The organism is Ruegeria sp. AU67, assembly GCF_900312795.1.
Lineage (GTDB): Bacteria > Pseudomonadota > Alphaproteobacteria > Rhodobacterales > Rhodobacteraceae > Ruegeria > Ruegeria atlantica.
This window is the reverse complement of record NZ_OMPH01000022.1, coordinates 12,689-29,648: the sequence shown is the minus strand read 5'-3', so window position 1 is coordinate 29,648 and position 16,960 is coordinate 12,689. Positions and strand designations below refer to the sequence as shown.

Annotated in this window: 14 protein-coding genes and 1 pseudogene; 8 read left to right on the top strand and 7 right to left on the bottom strand. The window is 55.0% G+C overall.

The genetic code is table 11. The features are described 5' to 3' along the window. The first annotated feature begins 317 nt into the window (after positions 1-317). From DK510_RS12240 to DK510_RS12210, 7 genes are read left to right on the top strand one after another with little or no spacing between them, the layout of a single operon-like run. Positions 318-1,439, top strand: a complete 1,122-nt coding sequence (locus DK510_RS12240; protein WP_109312334.1) for an SRPBCC family protein — start codon at positions 318-320, stop codon at positions 1,437-1,439. Beyond that, a complete protein-coding gene (betC, locus tag DK510_RS12235) occupies positions 1,436-2,962 on the top strand; it encodes a choline-sulfatase (protein ID WP_200833236.1) in 1,527 nt (508 codons plus the stop codon). Before DK510_RS12240 ends, betC begins: the two co-directional genes overlap by 4 nt. An 8-nt stretch (positions 2,963-2,970) precedes the next feature. Next, positions 2,971-3,762 (top strand): SDR family NAD(P)-dependent oxidoreductase, encoded by a 792-nt coding sequence (locus DK510_RS12230; RefSeq protein WP_234999054.1) that lies wholly within the window; start codon positions 2,971-2,973, stop codon positions 3,760-3,762. Further along, complete coding sequence (locus tag DK510_RS12225) at positions 3,762-4,694, top strand: 3-keto-5-aminohexanoate cleavage protein (protein WP_109312331.1); 933 nt, start codon at positions 3,762-3,764, stop codon at positions 4,692-4,694. The genes DK510_RS12230 and DK510_RS12225 overlap by 1 nt, the downstream gene beginning before the upstream one ends. Before the next feature lie 10 nt (positions 4,695-4,704). After that, positions 4,705-6,123 (top strand): aminobutyraldehyde dehydrogenase, encoded by a 1,419-nt coding sequence (locus DK510_RS12220; protein WP_109312330.1) that lies wholly within the window; start codon positions 4,705-4,707, stop codon positions 6,121-6,123. Then, entirely contained in the window at positions 6,123-6,863 is a 741-nt protein-coding gene (locus DK510_RS12215) for an SDR family NAD(P)-dependent oxidoreductase (protein ID WP_058273722.1), read from the top strand. The genes DK510_RS12220 and DK510_RS12215 overlap by 1 nt, the downstream gene beginning before the upstream one ends. After that, on the top strand, positions 6,863-7,795 hold the full coding sequence (locus DK510_RS12210) for a 3-hydroxyacyl-CoA dehydrogenase NAD-binding domain-containing protein (protein WP_109312336.1): 933 nt from the start codon (positions 6,863-6,865) through the stop codon (positions 7,793-7,795). The genes DK510_RS12215 and DK510_RS12210 overlap by 1 nt, the downstream gene beginning before the upstream one ends. Here the strand turns inward: DK510_RS12210 and DK510_RS12205 are convergent. Continuing rightward, the gene (locus DK510_RS12205) at positions 7,773-8,804 is read right to left on the bottom strand and encodes a GlxA family transcriptional regulator (RefSeq protein WP_109312329.1); all 1,032 of its coding nucleotides are present in this window, start codon (positions 8,802-8,804) and stop codon (positions 7,773-7,775) included. The genes DK510_RS12210 and DK510_RS12205 overlap by 23 nt on opposite strands. A 125-nt stretch (positions 8,805-8,929) precedes the next feature. Between DK510_RS12205 and DK510_RS23315 the strand changes: the two are divergent. Next, positions 8,930-9,058: pseudogene (locus DK510_RS23315) on the top strand (IS6 family transposase); the annotation flags it as partial. 2 nt (positions 9,059-9,060) lie between these two features. Here the strand turns inward: DK510_RS23315 and DK510_RS12195 are convergent. Genes DK510_RS12195 through DK510_RS12170 form a run of 6 tightly spaced genes read right to left on the bottom strand, consistent with a single transcriptional unit; the run spans position 9,061 to position 16,298 of the window. Beyond that, entirely contained in the window at positions 9,061-10,116 is a 1,056-nt protein-coding gene (locus tag DK510_RS12195) for an ABC transporter ATP-binding protein (protein ID WP_109312328.1), read from the bottom strand. Further along, positions 10,116-11,363 (bottom strand): hypothetical protein, encoded by a 1,248-nt coding sequence (locus tag DK510_RS12190; RefSeq protein ID WP_370246292.1) that lies wholly within the window; start codon positions 11,361-11,363, stop codon positions 10,116-10,118. The genes DK510_RS12195 and DK510_RS12190 overlap by 1 nt, the downstream gene beginning before the upstream one ends. 5 nt (positions 11,364-11,368) lie before the next feature. Continuing rightward, positions 11,369-12,577, bottom strand: coding sequence for a carbohydrate ABC transporter permease (locus DK510_RS12185; protein WP_109312326.1), 1,209 nt, complete (start codon positions 12,575-12,577; stop codon positions 11,369-11,371). Then, positions 12,577-13,809 (bottom strand): carbohydrate ABC transporter permease, encoded by a 1,233-nt coding sequence (locus DK510_RS12180; RefSeq protein WP_109312325.1) that lies wholly within the window; start codon positions 13,807-13,809, stop codon positions 12,577-12,579. The genes DK510_RS12185 and DK510_RS12180 overlap by 1 nt, the downstream gene beginning before the upstream one ends. 57 nt (positions 13,810-13,866) lie before the next feature. Next, positions 13,867-15,222, bottom strand: coding sequence for an ABC transporter substrate-binding protein (locus DK510_RS12175; RefSeq protein WP_200833235.1), 1,356 nt, complete (start codon positions 15,220-15,222; stop codon positions 13,867-13,869). Then, positions 15,219-16,298: a LacI family DNA-binding transcriptional regulator gene (locus DK510_RS12170; protein WP_234999052.1), complete on the bottom strand. Its 1,080-nt coding sequence runs from the start codon at positions 16,296-16,298 to the stop codon at positions 15,219-15,221. Before DK510_RS12170 ends, DK510_RS12175 begins: the two co-directional genes overlap by 4 nt. Positions 16,299-16,960 lie beyond the last annotated feature (662 nt).

Below are 16,960 nucleotides of genomic sequence, written 5' to 3'. Positions count from 1 at the left end.
CTCCGTCCATTCCTCTGTCTACAACTACTTCAACCAGGAAAGATCGCTAGCCAGTCGAGACACCTTCAAGCTGACCCGCGCCGCCGCTCTTAGCGAGTGGCGTCAACTCTGTTCCGGATAGGTTCGCGGTTTCCGCGGCAAACTGAGACTGGTTCGAAATCGTCTGACAGCACCGTCAGCTAAATCCAATGCTTGATGGATTAATACGGTGTCCCCCAAAGCCAAATGCTTGGCGAAAATAATCAAACTAGCGGCTGATTAAACATAGCTCCGAATCCTACTTGAAATAGATTTAACCTAACATCGGAGGCGTAATCATGACTGATTCAGATACAATTTTCTTTGGCTATCATGCTGATCCTTCGCGCTCCAGCTCATTGCAGGCTGCTGCCTACACCGAGCGCAAGTGGTTTGACGCAGACCTTCGCGCCATCCTCTCCAAAACTTGGCAATGGGTATGTCATGTCGAGAAAACACGTGAGCCAGGATCTTATGTAACAGTGGAAATTGCCGGCCAACCCATTGCCGTTGTGCGTGATAAAGAGGGTAAGCTTCGTGCCTTTTATAATGTCTGCAAACACCGTGCGCATGAATTGCTGTCGGGCGAAGGCAACACAACGCGGATCATGTGCCCCTATCATGCTTGGGTCTATAAACTTGACGGGCAATTGGCCCGTGCTCCACATACCGAAAACCTCGAAGATTTCAGGAAAGACGAGATTTGTCTCGATGCAGTGCAGGTCGAGGAATTTTGCGGCTTTGTGTTCGTTAATTTGGATCCGATGGCCGCGTCTTTGTCAGAACAATCCGGCAACTTGGAAACCGAAGTGCGCCATTGGGCACCGGATGTGGATCAACTCACTTTTGGCCATCGTCTGACCTATGACATCAAATCCAACTGGAAGAACGTCGTGGACAACTTCCTAGAGTGCTATCACTGTCCTACAGCGCACAAGGATTTTTGTGACCTCGTGGATATGGATACCTACAAGGTTACGACCTACGGCATTTACTCCAGCCATATGGCTGACGCGGGCACAAGTCCGAATTCCGCTTATGACGTGTCGAATGCCACCGTGAAAACCCATGCGGTTTGGTGGCTCTATCCGACGACCTGCCTGATGCGGTATCCGGGACGGTCGAGCATGATCGTGTTGAACATCATCCCCGTTGGGCCAGATCGGACGCTTGAAACTTACGACTTCTTCCTTGAGACGCCGGAACCCGACGCGATGGAGTTGGACGCAATTCGTTATCTGGATGAAGTTCTTCAGGTCGAAGATATTAGCCTTGTCGAAAGTGTGCAGCGCGGGATGAACACACCTGCGTTCACCCAAGGTCGGATCGTCAATGACCCGGATGGTTCCGGCAAGTCCGAGCACGCCGTACATCACTTCCATGGCCTCGTCCTGGATGCTTACGCAAAAGGTGCTGCGTGACGCGGCCAAACATCCTCGTGATAATGGCGGACCAATTGGCACCGCACTTCACTGGGGCTTATGGTCATAAGGTTGCCAAGACACCCCACCTTGATGCGTTAGCCGCGCGCGGCATGCGCTTTGATGCGGCTTATTGCAATTCTCCACTCTGCGCACCTTCACGGTTTGCTTTTATGTCGGGCCAGCACATCAGCCGCATTGCAGCTTATGACAATGCATCCGAGTTCAGAGCATCGGTGCCAACATTTGCGCATTACCTTAAATCGCTAGGCTACCGGACCTGTCTTTCAGGCAAGATGCATTTCGTTGGCCCAGATCAGATGCATGGGTTCGAAGACAGGGTAACAACCGATATCTACCCCGCAGATTTCGCATGGACCCCGGATTGGGAAGCGCCTGATGAGCGGATCGATAAGTGGTATCATAACATGCAAACCGTCAAGGAAAGCGGTTTGGCCCATGCGACCTTCCAGATCGACTATGACGATGAAGTCGGCTTTGCCGCCAATCGCTGGCTCTTCGATGTGGCCCGAGACAAAGCACGTGGGAACGATGCACCCTTTGCGATGGTGGTAAGCTTCATTCACCCGCATGATCCTTACGTTGCGCGACCTGAATGGTGGAATCTTTATTCGGACGATGAGATCGACATGCCGTCCTTTACACCCGTGACGGAGGATCAGGACCCGTTCTCGCGTCGATTGATGGATGGGATCGAAGCATCATATGTGCCGCTCAGCGACGAAGAAATCCGTCGCGCGCGTCATGCTTATCTGGCCAATGTCAGCTACTTCGACAGCAAGATCGGGGAGCTGATTCAGACCCTCGAAGAGACGGGCGAGTTGGACAACACCATAGTGTTTGTAACTGCGGATCACGGCGACATGCTGGGAGAACGTGGGCTGTGGTATAAAATGAATTTCTTTGAACACTCTGCGCGCGTTCCACTGGTCATGGCCGGGCCGGGCGTTGTAGTGGGGACAACGCAGAATGCAGTGTCGCTGGTCGATTTGCTGCCGACATTTATCGATATCGGCGGTGGTAATGAGACGATGATCGGAGAACCGATCGACGGGCGCAGTCTAATGCCTTTGGCCCGTGGCGATTACGACCCAGTTGATGAAGCCATCGGTGAGTATTGTGCCGAGATGACGGGCTATCCCGTAATCATGATCCGGCGCGGCCCTTTAAAATACATTCATTGCGACAGCGATCCGCCGCAGCTCTACGATCTAAACGCTGACCCGCTGGAAACAAAAAATGTTGCCACAGACCCTGACTATGCTGACCCGGCAGCTCGCTTTGCAGCCGAAGTCGCGGAACGGTGGGACGGTAGTGAATTGCGAAAGAAGATTATTGCCACGCAGAAATCACGCCGCGCGTTACATGCCGCGATGGAGGCAGGTGCCAGCGCGCCATGGGATTACAACCCACCGTCTGATGCAAGTCAGCAGTATGTCCGCAACAACTTGGATTGGACGGTTGCCGCGAGTCGCTACCGCTATCCGCCTTTGAAGGATTGAAACTAATGATGCTGAACGGAAAAATTGCCCTTGTGACCGGCGCGCGCGGTGGTATCGGGCGTGCAATTGTCGCGCGGTTCCTAAAAGAAGGCGCAACAGTATTTGCAGCTGACCTCACACCGGAAGGATCGTTAGACCAGCACGACGAAGATGGCAGTCATTTTGTTAAGCTGGATGTGACTCAAGAGGCAGACTCGGTTGCGGCGATGGATCATGTGCGCGCCACACACGGAAAGTTGGACATCCTAGTAAACGCGGCCGGGATCGAGATCGAAAAAACCGTTGAAGAGACTACGCTGGAGGAATGGAACCAAAGCTTTGCCGTGAATTCTACAGGCACTTTCCTGACCTCGAAATACGCCATCCCATTGATGCGCGAAGCCGCGAAGACAGGGAATAGCGCAAGCCTCATCAATTTTGGCTCCTACGATGGGTTCATCGCTGATCCGGGCCTTGCGGCCTATTGCGCAACCAAAGGTGCAGTACACGCTTTGACCCGCGCAATGGCTTGCGATCATGGCCCCGAAGGTATCCGCGTAAACGCCATCTGCCCCGGCTATATCGATACCCCAATGCTGCAGAGCTTCTTCAACGGAGATGGATCTGGTGGCGCCGGCGGCAATATTGAAACGCTGCAACAGGCCGTGCGCGATGTTCATCCGACGCGCACTTACGGGACGCCACAGGACATTGCAAACCTGGTTAACTGGCTTGCTTCCGACGAAGCACGGTATGCCTCTGGCCAGTTGTGGGTTCTGGACGGGGGGCTGTCTGCACAAGTGCAGCAGATGAAGCTCTGATGCCCAAATCCGTCATCATCACCTGCGCACCCACAGGGGGCATCCATACGCCGTCGATGTCACCACATCTGCCGATTACGCCTGCCGAGATCGCGACAGCAAGTATTGAAGCGGCACAAGCCGGCGCGTCGATCATTCACTTGCACGCACGGCATCCAGAGACCGGCAAACCCGACCCCCGACCCGAGCTATTTCAGCAGTTCCTGCCCGTGATCAAACAGTCCACTGATGTGGTGATGAATGTCTCTACCGGCGGTGGTTTGGGTATGTCGATGGATGAGCGCCTGCTGGCGGCGACCTCAACAAGCCCAGAGATGGCATCTCTCAACATGGGTTCCATGAACTTTGGCATCTTTCCGATGCTGCAGAAATACACCGAGTTTCAGCACGATTGGGAACAGCCATTCCTGGAGATGACAGAGGACTTCATCTTTCCCAACACCTTCAAAACAATTCGTTACGCCATTGAAAAACTTGGTGGTGATCATGGCACAAAGTTCGAGTTCGAATGCTATGATCTTGGCCATCTCTACAACGTCAAATGGTTCGTGGATCAAGGCCTGATCAAACCGCCTTTTTTCATTCAGATGGTGTTCGGCATCTTGGGTGGTGTTGGCGCGGATGCAGACCATCTAACCCACATGCACAACACAGCGGACAAGCTGTTCGGGGCAGAGAATTACGAATGGTCTGTCCTTGCCGCTGGCCGTCACCAAATGCCTTTTGCAACCCAAAGTGCATTGCGCGGCGGAAACCTTCGGGTTGGTCTCGAAGACAGCCTGTTCATTGGCAAAGGTGAGTTGGCCAAATCCAACGCGGAGCAGGTCACGCGCATCCGATCAATCGTAGAAAACCTTGGCCTTACGGTCGCGACGCCAGCAGAAGCGCGCATGCGGCTCGCACTAAAAGGCGGCGATCAGGTTGGGTTTTGAGGAGACGCTTATGCAGACGAAAATGTTGATCAATGGCGAATTGGTCGAAGGTACCGAAGAGGCGTTGGAAATCCTGAACCCTGCAACAGGCGAAATCATCTGCACAGTAAAAGAGGCCGGCGATGCACAGACCGAGGCGGCAGAGCGCAGTTCGGCAGAGGCATTTGAGACCTTTTCGGGTACGACCCCCGCGGAACGCGCTGCGATATTGCTTCACATAGCTGAAGTTATCGAGGCAAACGGCCAGGAGTTGGCAGAACTTGAGAGCTTGGATGTGGGAAAACCCTGGCCATCGGCTCATGATGACGAAATGCCGCTGACGATCGATGTCTTTCGCTTTTTCGCCGGGGCTGCGCGCACCATGATGGGGTCTGCCTCTGGAGAGTATGTCGCGGGTCATACCTCGATGATCCGGCGCGATCCCATTGGCCCTGTCGCGGCCATAGCGCCGTGGAACTATCCGCTGATGATGGCGTCCTGGAAGATTGCCGCACCAATTGCGGCAGGATGTTCGGTGGTGTTGAAACCTTCCGAGATCACGCCGCTATCTACTTTTCGACTTGCAGAATTGTTACAAGATGTTCTGCCAAAAGGCGTGCTAAACGTGATTCATGGTCGCGGGCTCGGCGTCGGGAATGCCTTGATGAACAGCCCACAGATGGAAGGGATCAGCGTTACGGGATCTCCGGCGACTGGCATGGCTGCAATGCGGGCTGCATCCCAGCAGATTAAACGCGTTCATCTGGAATTGGGCGGCAAGGCGCCGGTTATTGTCTTTGATGATGCTGATCTCGATGCTGTGGCCGAGACGATCCGATATGGCAGCTACTTCAATGCCGGTCAGGACTGCGCACAGCCTTGCCGCGTGATGGTTGCAGACAGTGTTTACGACAAACTTGTGGCCGAGATTGCCGATCAAGTTGGCCAGATCCAGACTGGTGCACCGAAAGCTGAAGGAACGGAAATGGGCCCGCTTGTCTCTGCGGCACAGCGGGATCGAGTGGCTGATTTTGTCGATCGCGCACGCTGCAGCTCTGAAATCGTTTCCGGTGGGGCGTCTGGCGAAGAAGACGGCTTTTTCTACCAGCCGACAGTCATTGCCAATGTCGACAACACTGCAGAGATTGCCTGCAACGAGGTATTTGGACCTGTTGTAACTGTCTCTCGTTTTTCCGAGGCAGAAGATGCGTTGAAGATCGCCAACAACGGACCTTACGGGTTGGCCTCATCGGTTTGGACACGAGATGTTGGGAGAGCAATGCAAATGACGTCCAAGTTGCGCTATGGGTTTACGTGGGTAAACACGCATGGGGTCGCGACCCCCGAGATGCCATGGGCCGCGATGAAAGGCTCGGGCACAGGCAGTGATATGTCGGTCTATGCATTGGACGCTTATACTGCGATCCGTCACGTCATGGTGGCACACTGATGCGGTTGGCTGGAAAACGCGCCTTTGTCACAGGCGGCAAGCAGGGCATTGGGCGGGGTATTGTTGAGGCGTTCTTGGCTGAAGGGACCGCTGTCACTACCTGCGGGCGCGGCCCTCAACCCGATGATCTGCCGGAAAATGTAGTTTGGTACACACTGGATGTGTCCGACGCCGAAGCGGTTGCAGAGATCGTCAGTATAGTCGGTGGGACTGATATCCTTGTAAATAACGCCGGCGTTCAGGTCGAAAAAACTGTTACCGAAAGCTCGGACGCGGATTGGGATTTAGTGATGGGCGTAAATGCGCGAGGCGTTTTCAACTGTTGTCGTGCCTTCATTCCAGAAATGTCGCAAGGTGGCTCGATCATCAATATCGGTTCGATCTCGGGCAATGCCGCGGACCCATCGATGGCGCTCTACAATGCGTCAAAAGCGTTTGTGCATGGGCTCACACGCTCTATTGCAGTAGACCATGGGCCAGCGGTTCGCTGTAATGCGATCTGCCCGGGATGGATTGAGACGGGCATGCTGGATGCAGCGTTTGACCTCGCGCACGACCCGGAAAAGGCCAAATCCGACGCGCTGGCTCGCCACGCGGTCAAACGCTTTGGCAAACCTGCCGATATTGCAGCGATGGCTGTGTGGCTGGCCTCTGACGACTCGTCTTTTGCAACCGGCCAGTTGTTCACGGTGGACGGTGGCCTGACGGCGGCCTCCCCCCTTAATCCGGGACTGTTATGATGTCAGAAATTGAAAGAACCGCCATTCTTGGAGCCGGTGTGATAGGGGCAAGCTGGGCCGCGTTGTTTCTCGCCTCGGGTCGTAGCGTGACGGTCTTTGATCCCGATCCGACTACCGAAGCATCCGTTCGCTCTTATGTCGAAAAAGCCTGGCCGGCACTGGACGAGTTGAACCTCACAGATAGGGCCACACCGGACGCTATCACTTTCGTTTCAACCGCCGAGGCGGCTGTCCAGGGCGCACAATTCGTTCAGGAGAACGTGCCAGAAAGACTGCCAATCAAGCATTCGACCTATGCCGGGATTGAGCCAGAGTTGAACCCTAACGCAATAGTTTCAAGCTCAACTTCCGGCCTGACGCTTGAAGCTTTGCAAGAGGGATGGCGCGATCCCAGCAAATTGATCCTAGGTCATCCATTTAACCCACCGCATCTCATCCCATTGGTCGAATTGACCGTCAACGATTCCACCGGTTCAGATGTCTTGGACCGCACAGAAGCTTTCTACAAAGACATTGGTAAGATCACGATCCGGATCAAGAAAGGCATGCCAGGACATGTCGCGAACCGTTTGCAAGCCGCAGTTTGGCGCGAGGCCGTTCATATGGCGGTCGAAGGTGTTGCCAGTGTCGAAGACATCGATAAAGCGATGTGGGCTGGCCCGGGACTGCGATGGGCGGCGATGGGTCCGACAACCCTTTTTCACTTAGGCGCAGGCGATGGTGGCCTGCAGGCTTTCTGTGACCATTTCAAAGACACATTCAATGGCTGGTGGGACGACCTGGGCGATCCTCGTCTTGATGAGGATGTCATCAATAAACTGGTCGATGGCATTAACGATCAAACTCAGGGGCAAAGTACAGAAGAGTTATCAGCGCAACGCGACAAGATGCTTACAGCGATGCAAAAAGCTACCCAACACCTTCGGACTTGATGTCGGGATTGAACATTGGCCAAGCGCGAAACTCGAACGGGGTGCGGCCTTCAATGCGATCCGCACTGGGTGTCAATCCAAATCGTTTGCGGTATGCCCGGCTGAAATGAACCTGTCCATTAAACCCTGATGCTTCCGCAATCTCGCTGAACTTAAGCTCAGTTTGCGTCACTAATCCGCGCGCGCGATCAAGGCGAATGTCGCGGTAATACTCGATCGGCGACTTATGGACATATTGCTGAAACAACCGGCTAAGTTGTCGTTGCGAAATCTTCAACCTCGCTGATATTTCAGGGATCGACAAAGTGGCTTCCAAATGCGCTTCCATCAAATCGATTGCGTCCCTTACTACCCCAGAGGTGACGTACCCCAGCGGCTCCATGTCTTTGGGGTTCTGTGATTGGCCTTCTCCGCGCACATTGTGATGAAAAAGGTATCGAGCAGATGCATTGGCGATACTCTCACCAGCGACAGAATGTACAAACCGCAATCCCAGATCGGTTGCTGCAGAACCCCCGCAACAAGTGAAAATCTTTCCATCCATAATAATCATGTTCTCTGACACGGTGGTGTCATGGGCAGTTTCGGCAAAGGCGTCGATGTGTTCATAGTGAACCGTTGCGGTCTTTCCTTTGAGTAGTCCAGCCGTCGCAAGTACAATCGCGCCGGTATCCAAACCACCAACGATTGCTCCACCCGATTCCCATTTCTGTAGGGCTACCTTGAATTGAGGTGTCCCGTGACGCTCAGGTGTCCAACTTGTACTCACCAGAACCATCCAAGGCTTGCGCTTCACCACCTCCACCAAGGGGGCAGTGTCAACGACCAAGCCACTGCTGGATTCAATTGGACCACCGGGGTCTGAGACATAGGTCCAAGAAAATCGAGCCGAACCTGTCAGGTAATTTGCTACTCTGAATGGATCCACGAAAGACGTTGTCGCCGAAACATTAAAATGCGAACTCACCAAAACAACTATGTCTAACTTGCGATCTATTGGCTGCGTCATGGTCGATTTTGTAAAACAGCGTCCAAAATTGTCAATTATGTTCCGGAAATACGCAAAAGACACCAAAGGGCATTGTCAGAGGAAACCGGCTTGAGGCGGGTAGGGTGGTTTCGTCGCTTCGCGGGATGACAAGACGCTCGCCCTTCCGCTACTTCAAAACCAGCCCTGAGATCATCCGCCTGATGTTGATGATGTATGTTCGATTTCCGCTGTCACTTCGCAACGTCGAAGACCTGCTGCCTGAGCGTGGCATTTGCTATTCATGCCCCAGAGCCTGCCCGTTTTCGTCAAAAAAGTGCAGTTTGTCGGTCGGGAAGTGCAGACCAATCTTCGCCCCAGGTTTAAGGTCCGTATCACCATTAAGTCGGACGGTTACCTTTTCTTCCACGCCGCATTCAACAATCAGGAAAGTGTCTGCACCTAGGTATTCGATGACCTCGATTATCCCATCACTCTGACCCTCACCCGCGGCAACCACCTCGATGTGTTCTGGACGAACACCCAACTTCTCGGCAACACCTGGCAGAGCAAAATCACCGCTTCTGCCGTAATCCAGGGTGTATCTGGCCGCCTGGGTGGAACACGGAAGTACATTCATCTTCGGGCTGCCGATAAACTGTGCGACGAACAGGTTGGCCGGGTGTTCGTAAAGCTCGCGAGGCGTACCTACTTGAGCGATTTTGCCATACTCGAGAACAACAATCCGGTCGGCGAGAGTCATTGCCTCAACCTGATCATGCGTGACGTAGATCATCGTGCGCTTGAGGCTTTGGTGAAGTTTGGCGATCTCATACCGCATCTCAACCCGAAGCGCTGCATCTAGGTTTGAAAGCGGCTCATCGAACAGGAACGCCGTCGGATCGCGTACGATAGATCTTCCGATGGCCACCCGCTGTCGCTGACCGCCGGACAGGTCCTTTGGTCTGCGCTCAAGGAACGGTCCCAGCTTGAGAACTTCGGCAGCCCGGTTGACCTGTTCGGCTATCTCGACCTTAGGTACCCCTGCAACTTTCAGAGAGAACCCCATGTTTTCAGCAACCGTCAGGTGCGGGTATAGCGCATAGGATTGGAACACCATTGTCAGCCCGCGTTTTGAGGGCGGATGATCTGTGACGTCGCTGTCACTGATCAACAGAGATCCGCGCGAGATGTCCTCGAGCCCACCAATCATGCGCAGCAGGGTGGACTTTCCGCAGCCGGACGGGCCGACGAAGACAATGAACTCACCTTCCTTGATCTTGAGATCTACGCCCTTGATAACCTGCGCCGAGCCGAACCATTTTTCGACTGACTTTAGTTCGATGCTACCCATCAGGCCCTCCCTGCCCAGTGAAGCCAGACGGCGGCTGTCCAGGTGAATGCCTGGCCACCCGCAGGGCTGCCGGTTTTTGGGTCAAAGTACTCTGCGAACCCATAGCCCGATATCAGTTCGGCAGTTTTCTGGCGCAGCTGTTCTGCCTGTTGTGCATGCCCCATATCCGCCAGGCCAAACCCGATCATCATGTTCATGAAAGCCCAGGTCGGACCTCGCCAGTACCGACGTGCGTCGAATTTCGGCATGTCCGGATCATAGCTTGGAACGGGGTAAGGCACAGTTTCCAGTACTGATTTCAATCCTTTAAGCATCCGATCAGACTCCATGCCAGCGTACCAACACAAGTATGACGCGTTGGAAATACTGTCGGCCATCTCTCCGGTATGCGCGTCACGGGAGTCGAAGCTCCCAAGGTCATCGTTCCAAAGCGAACGCGCGCCGGATTCGAGCTTTTCAATATCCTCACCCAGGCCTTCGGCCTCCAGTTCGAGCTTCTCGCTGATCATCAGCAAGTCCCGTGCAGCGCGAAGAGTGGTGAACGTCATAGTGGGATCGGCGACGCGGAACGGGTTCAGGGACAACAGGGCTTGCTGGTCCCATACCGCATCTCGACCGATCTGAACCAGCTTGATGTACCGGTCGTAGTCGAACTTTGTGGGTCGGTCGTCGCTGTTCACGTGGCTGGTGTCGCGGCGCTGGTATTCCCCAACATCCGATGCATCCATGCGCGCCATGGAGTTGTCCCAATCAGGTGCGTTGTCGCGACCTGCCTCCCACGGATGGGTCGTGCAAACGGCACCGAATTCATCAAGGCGCCATTTCATGATCCACCGATGCCACGCCAACAATTTAGGGAATAGCTCCTTCATGCGAGCATCCCCAAACGCGGTATCCTGTTCCCAGATTTTACGTGCCATGGTCGCAGCAATGGGTGGTTGGATGATGCCCGAAGACGGGATCGGGCCATTGCATCCCCAAACATCGGGGCCGGGGAAATACCCTTCATCCTGCTGGTGGAACAGGATATGCGGAACCATGCCGTCTTCCCATTGCCCGGTGAACAGCGTCTCGATCTCAGTCCAGGCGCGGTCGAGGTCGAACTGGGCAAAGCCAAGCGCGGCAATCGCGCTGTCCCAGTTCCACTGGTATGGATACAGCCCCTCGGTAGGAATGGTGTAGCTGCCGCGATCGTTCGCAATCAGGATATTGCGCGCCTCGCGGTCGGGGTTCGTATGTTGGTTCATCTGTGTCATCCTTTGACAGACCCCGCTGTGAGGCCCTTGGTCATGAAACGTTCAAGCCCCAGGAACAGCGCCATGATCGGAACGGTGGCGATCACCGCACCGGCCATCAGGTGCTGACGGGGAATTTCTGAGGAGTTCAACATCGTGACCCCTCGGGTCAGAGTGAATTTCGACGGGTCGTCCAGCAGCATGAAGGCCAGCAGGAATTCATTCCACGCGATCATGAAGACATAGAGTGAGACTGAGGCCAGCGCGGGCAGGCTGAGGGGCAGGGTGATCTTCCAGATCACTGCCAGGCGCGACAGACCATCCATCAGTCCGGCCTCTTCCACTTCGGTCGGCAGGCCCCGGAAATAACCTTGCAGCATGTACAGCGCGACCGGAATGGTGGTGACCGGATAGATCATGACGATGCCGAGTATCGAGTTACGCAAGCCTGTCAGTGAGAAGGCGATATAGATCGGTAGTGCCAGAACGATCATCGGCACCATGTAGATCAACAGGATCGAACGCGAGAACGCCTTTTGCCCCTGAAACCGGAACCGCGCCACCGCGTAAGCTCCGGGCACGCTGAACAGTAGCGTGATGAATACCGTCAGGACCGAGACGTAAAGCGAGGTCCATAGGTATGTACCGAAATTGAAGTCACGGAACAGTTCGGTGTAGCTGCGGAACAGGTCGGTGCCTTGGGACAGGTCGACCGAGAAGTCCAACGGGTTCTGCAACAATGCCTGCTGAGATTTCAGGCTGGTCATCACCATCACGTAGAAGGGGATCACGACGATTGAAGTGAAGAATATGTACCCGAACCCTGTGAAAAAGCGGATCACCGCCTCTTCGTATTCATGGCGCGTGAGCTCTCCGAATGGCGTTTCTTTAAGGATCGCCGCCAGGGAAAGGTGCATGACGACGGCCATGGCGACAACTGTGACCACAACAGCCTGCAGGGATGTGTCCGAGCCGATCAGAACCGGACCAAGCCCGGTCAGCCCGGACAGGCCCAGAAACGCCGATATGCCGAGGCGGGCCAGAGCATGCTGCGCAGGAAAGCGGACATAGACCAAACCGGCGACTGCACCCCAGATCAGGCCGAGCAGAACTTGTGGGCGAAAAGCGGCCCCGGTTGAAAACGACATGGTAATTGCCACCGTGGTTGCGATCACGACTAGCCAGATTGCGCCCAGTACCGGGGCAGTAAGATACCCTTTGCGCATCACAGACCCTCCTCACGGCTGATGAAGCGGAAGAAGACAAAGCTGAAGGCGATCAGGCACACCAGGATCACAACGGCCACCGCCGCACCGGCACCGATGTTCGAGATCGCAAAGGCCTGCTCATAGACATTCACGGTAAGCGTGCGGGTGCCCGCATTGCCGCCGGTCAGCAGAAAGATGTCGTCGAACTTGTTGAACGTCCAAATGAAGCGAAGCAGGAATAGCACTGATAGAATGCCCAACAGTTGCGGGATGCTCAGCAGCCAGAACTTCTGGAACGGCGAAGCTCCGTCCATATCCGCCGCCTCATACATGCTGGAGTCGATGGACTGCATCCGGGCCAGGATGAACAGGAATGACAGCGGGAAGTAGCGCCAGATTTCGAACACGGTGACCATGATCAGCGCCAATGGGCGTTCACCGAAGAAATTGATTGGCTCGCTGCTCAGCCCCATCTGCACCAGCAAAGCGTTAGCGGAACCTGAGAAAGGGTCAAACAGCGTCACCCAAGTGAATGCGACGGCGATGACGGGGGCGACATAGGGGAACAGGTAGAGGCCACGGATGAAGCCTTGTCCCCTAAAGCTTTTGTTCAGCAATAAAGCGGCGAACAAGCCCATGACCAATGCGCCAATCGTGCCGAAGACTGTGTAGAACAGAGTGACCCAGAGAACGCCCCAGAATTCCGAGCCATCAAAGACGCGTGCAAAGTTTTCCAGGCTGAACTCAAGGTTGGTCAGAACGTTTGGCCCGCTTCCTGTGAGGCGAGGCTCGGATTCTTCGACGAAATCCTCGAATGCTTGGAGATCTCCGTCGACCGTGACCAGGATGCGGATACGCTCACGCTGACCACCATCCAAGGTGCCAAAATCGCAAAACAAATCCCGCCCCTCCAGGACGCAGGGCTCGACGATTTCTCCGACGGCGACGCCATCTGGCAGCACATCACTCAGGGTCACGCCTTCAACGGCGATTTCCTGGCTGGAGTTACGCAGGCGGTATTCGATCCGCAGATCGTCACCAGAGCCGCGCAGGCTTTCACGGACAACCGGAGCAGGCGGGCGCAGGTCGGAAAGGGTAAACGGTTTGAAGCTGATCCAGATGATCGCCAGCAAGGGCAGGATCACCACAAGCGACACGCTGATCACGGTCGGAGCCAGCAGCGCCCAAGCCAGACGCGCCTCGCGTTTGGCAAGAGCCCCGGTTCCGGTCGGTGGGGTGGCCGAAGACATGAAATACCTCGAAGGGTTGCGAGCAGCGGCGCGAACGCCGCTGCAGGTGCTGGTTGATTACTGAACTTTGGCCAGCTCTTCGTTCATGGCTGCAACTGCGGCAGCCGCGTCAATCTCATCGTCGATATACTGCCGGACCACGCGGTTGATGGCCTGAGAGTTGATCATCTTCGACGCCAGCGCCAATTGACCTTCAGCCACGCCCCAGCGCTGTGCAACGTCCAGACCGCCCACGATTTCGTCGATCATGGCTTGGTCATAAAGCTCACCCAGGGGGGCCTTGCGGTCAACGCCTACAGGCAGCTCGGCCCATGCGTCAGAAAAGGCTGTCGGATTGTCGGCGTTGCCGCGACGAACAGGGAATTTGCCCTCAGGCGCAATTGCCAGAGTTTGGGTGTACCCGTCATCCATCGCGAATTTCACGAATTCCATCGCGGCGTCCGTATCCGCATCGTTGGTAATGCCGAAATACCGCACATCGCCCCATGCTGCGCCATCCGGGTTGGACGGGCCAGAGAAGTTGGTCACGATTCCAGTCTTACTCGCCAATTCGCTTGAGGTCGGATCGTCGCTAATTGTTGGCGGAGCGCTGTCCCGCAAGCCGGCCAGTTCATCCAGAATGAAGGGCGACCAAATGATCATCGCGGCCTTGCCGTCGAAATACAGCTCTCGCGATTGCTTCCAGTACAGCTCACCCGGAGGCGACGCTTTTGAGATTGCTTTGTAGAAGTCCAGAACCTCTGTTGTCTTGGCCTCATCCAGTGGCTGGAAACCATCAGCGCCAACTGGCGAGACGCCATTGGCGAGGAACACATGTTCCAGCACCTGGCTCATGAAGTTCTCATCAACTTTGGTCGCGGCGACAAAGCCGTACATTTCCGGCGGGTTGTGCAGTTTTTCCAGCGCAGCCAATACGCTGTCAAATGAGTTGGGCGCATCCAGGCCAGCTTCGTCAAATAGGTCTTTGCGGTAGACAACCATTTGCGTCCAACCATCGACAGGTACCGAGGCTGTTTCGTCATTAAAGGCCGCCATACCCAATGCGCCGGGTGCAAATGTGTCGGCGCCCAGCTCTTCGATCACTTCTGTCGCAGCTTCGGTGTCAAGGATACCTGCTTCGGCCCAAGGCAGCGCGTATTGCAACGGATGATAGACCACGTCAGGTAGGTCCCCAGCAGCGAAGGCTGCGGTCGCTCGCGTGCCCAGATCGGTCTCGGTGACCGGGATCACCTCAACTGTGGTGCCAGTTTCCGCTTTAAACTGGTCCGCCATTTCCTGCTGCTTTGCGAGCCGTTCTGGTTGCTCCTCAGTTGTCCAGAAACGAATTGTTTCTGCCTGTGCTGACACGGCTGCCAACGCCAGCGCCAGCGATGTGCCAAGCATCAGTCGAGATGCCTTTGGTGTAAGTTTCATGATCGGTCTCCTCCCCGATTTCCATTTTTGAAATGTGTAATTTTTCGCGCCAACTCTTTAGGTGTCAGGCGCGGTGGTCCATCAGAATCCCGTTCCAAAAGAACGGCTTCGCCGAGCTCACGCAGGCTTTCCGGTGCTTCTCCACGGGTTTGCCGTATGAGCATTTCAGCAAGGCGTTCGCCAGCCCGCTGTGAATCGACGCTGAATGTCGTAAGACCCGGGCTGACGTACTGGCTTTCGGGTATGCCGTCATACCCAAGGATCGAGACATCCTTACCGATTTGCAGGCCAAACTCGGCACAAACAGTGTATGACCCTAATGCGGCCAGATCAGTCGCAAAGACGATCCCGGTCGGTGGATTCTCCAGTTCCAGCAAAGCTCGGGCTTGGACTGCCCCTTCATCACGGGTGCGCGCGTCCTCGCGGCTCAGTTCAGGATCGATGGGTAAGCCAGCAGCGCTCAGACCTTCGAGATAGCCATCGCGTCGAAGGTGGCTGTAGTTGAATTTCGGATCGCTGCCGACAAAGCCAATGCGACGATGGCCAAAACCACTCAAACGACTGACCGCGCTACGGATTGCCGTTTCACCCGAGATATCGAACCAAGATGTATCGTCGTAAGGGTCCGCTTGCCCGTATCCCGTTCGACCGTAGAGTATGAATGGAACATTCAATGCGCTTAGATACTTGATACGAGCGTCGTCGACTTCCGTTCTGGGCAGAATAAACCCGTCCGCTTTGCGCTCTTCCACAAGGCGCCCCAGAACGTTGAGCATATCTTTTTCGGACTTGGCCGTTGAGATAGTCATCGTCCAATCGAATGCGCTGGCACCTTCGCAAGCGCCCGCCAGAAAGTCCTGCAGAAACGGATTATGCCGGTCCGGTTCCCCGCTGTTAATGACCATCGCAATTGCACGTACTTTCCCCGTGCGGATCGCCTGCGCGTGGCTGAGCGGGCGATAGCCCATCTTTCTTGCAGTAGATTCGACCCGTTTTCTGGTGGTCTCCGAGATGTCGGAATACCCGTTCAAAGCACGCGACACGGTGCTCTTTGAAAGACCGAGGTGATCAGCCAACTCGTCCAGCTTCACCCTTCGGGAGGAGGGATCGCGACGGAGCGAAGATTCGCGCTTCGGTAGACTGGGATTCGTTCTCATTCCATTATTTGTTTGCTCCGAAACCGGTTTCGGCAATCAAAAAATCGAAAAACTCCTCTGATTACTCGTTTGACCGCGCTAAATCTCTGGTGCTCTGATGTTCACCTGTTCTCTGACAGTTCGATAATTTATGACTTGTTTGATTGGCAGGGGACGTCCACATCAAAGACCTCTTGGCGGAAATGATGAAGGGCCTGGACGCCGATCATAGCGAGGACGTACCCGTGGTGATTGATCAGACCTATCTGCAGATGGACGCACGTCGTCCAACCCTATGGACTAAAGGGACAAAGAGGGCTGTTCGGCCGAACCAAAGGCAGCGCAAGCTCGAAGAAAAAGGCCATCTGCGACAGCCAGGGATAGCCGCCGAACGTTTTTGTGACCACCGGTCAGGTCAGGAATAATACCGGTTCGATGAAGTTCGTGTGCGGAATGTCGGCTTTCCGCCCTGCCGGTGGATGGCTTTGCGCTTGCGGCAGACTATTCGCCTATGCATCGAACGGCAGGTTGGTGGCCGCTATCCTTTGTTTTGCCCAGCAGATTGCAGCCATGGCGAATGACAGAAATGTCCGCGGAACAGA

Bases quoted from the DNA above. Each gene is read 5' to 3' on its own strand.
- DK510_RS12240 (WP_109312334.1), top strand. From the start codon at position 318: ATGACTGATTCAGATACAATTTTCTTTGGCTATCATGCTGATCCTTCG.
- DK510_RS12230 (WP_234999054.1), top strand. From the start codon at position 2,971: ATGCTGAACGGAAAAATTGCCCTTGTGACCGGCGCGCGCGGTGGTATC.
- DK510_RS12225 (WP_109312331.1), top strand. From the start codon at position 3,762: ATGCCCAAATCCGTCATCATCACCTGCGCACCCACAGGGGGCATCCAT.
- DK510_RS12220 (WP_109312330.1), top strand. From the start codon at position 4,705: ATGCAGACGAAAATGTTGATCAATGGCGAATTGGTCGAAGGTACCGAA.
- DK510_RS12215 (WP_058273722.1), top strand. From the start codon at position 6,123: ATGCGGTTGGCTGGAAAACGCGCCTTTGTCACAGGCGGCAAGCAGGGC.
- DK510_RS12210 (WP_109312336.1), top strand. From the start codon at position 6,863: ATGTCAGAAATTGAAAGAACCGCCATTCTTGGAGCCGGTGTGATAGGG.
- DK510_RS12205 (WP_109312329.1), bottom strand. From the start codon at position 8,804: ATGACGCAGCCAATAGATCGCAAGTTAGACATAGTTGTTTTGGTGAGT.
- DK510_RS12195 (WP_109312328.1), bottom strand. From the start codon at position 10,116: ATGGGTAGCATCGAACTAAAGTCAGTCGAAAAATGGTTCGGCTCGGCG.
- DK510_RS12190 (WP_370246292.1), bottom strand. From the start codon at position 11,363: ATGAACCAACATACGAACCCCGACCGCGAGGCGCGCAATATCCTGATT.
- DK510_RS12185 (WP_109312326.1), bottom strand. From the start codon at position 12,577: ATGCGCAAAGGGTATCTTACTGCCCCGGTACTGGGCGCAATCTGGCTA.
- DK510_RS12180 (WP_109312325.1), bottom strand. From the start codon at position 13,809: ATGTCTTCGGCCACCCCACCGACCGGAACCGGGGCTCTTGCCAAACGC.
- DK510_RS12175 (WP_200833235.1), bottom strand. From the start codon at position 15,222: ATGAAACTTACACCAAAGGCATCTCGACTGATGCTTGGCACATCGCTG.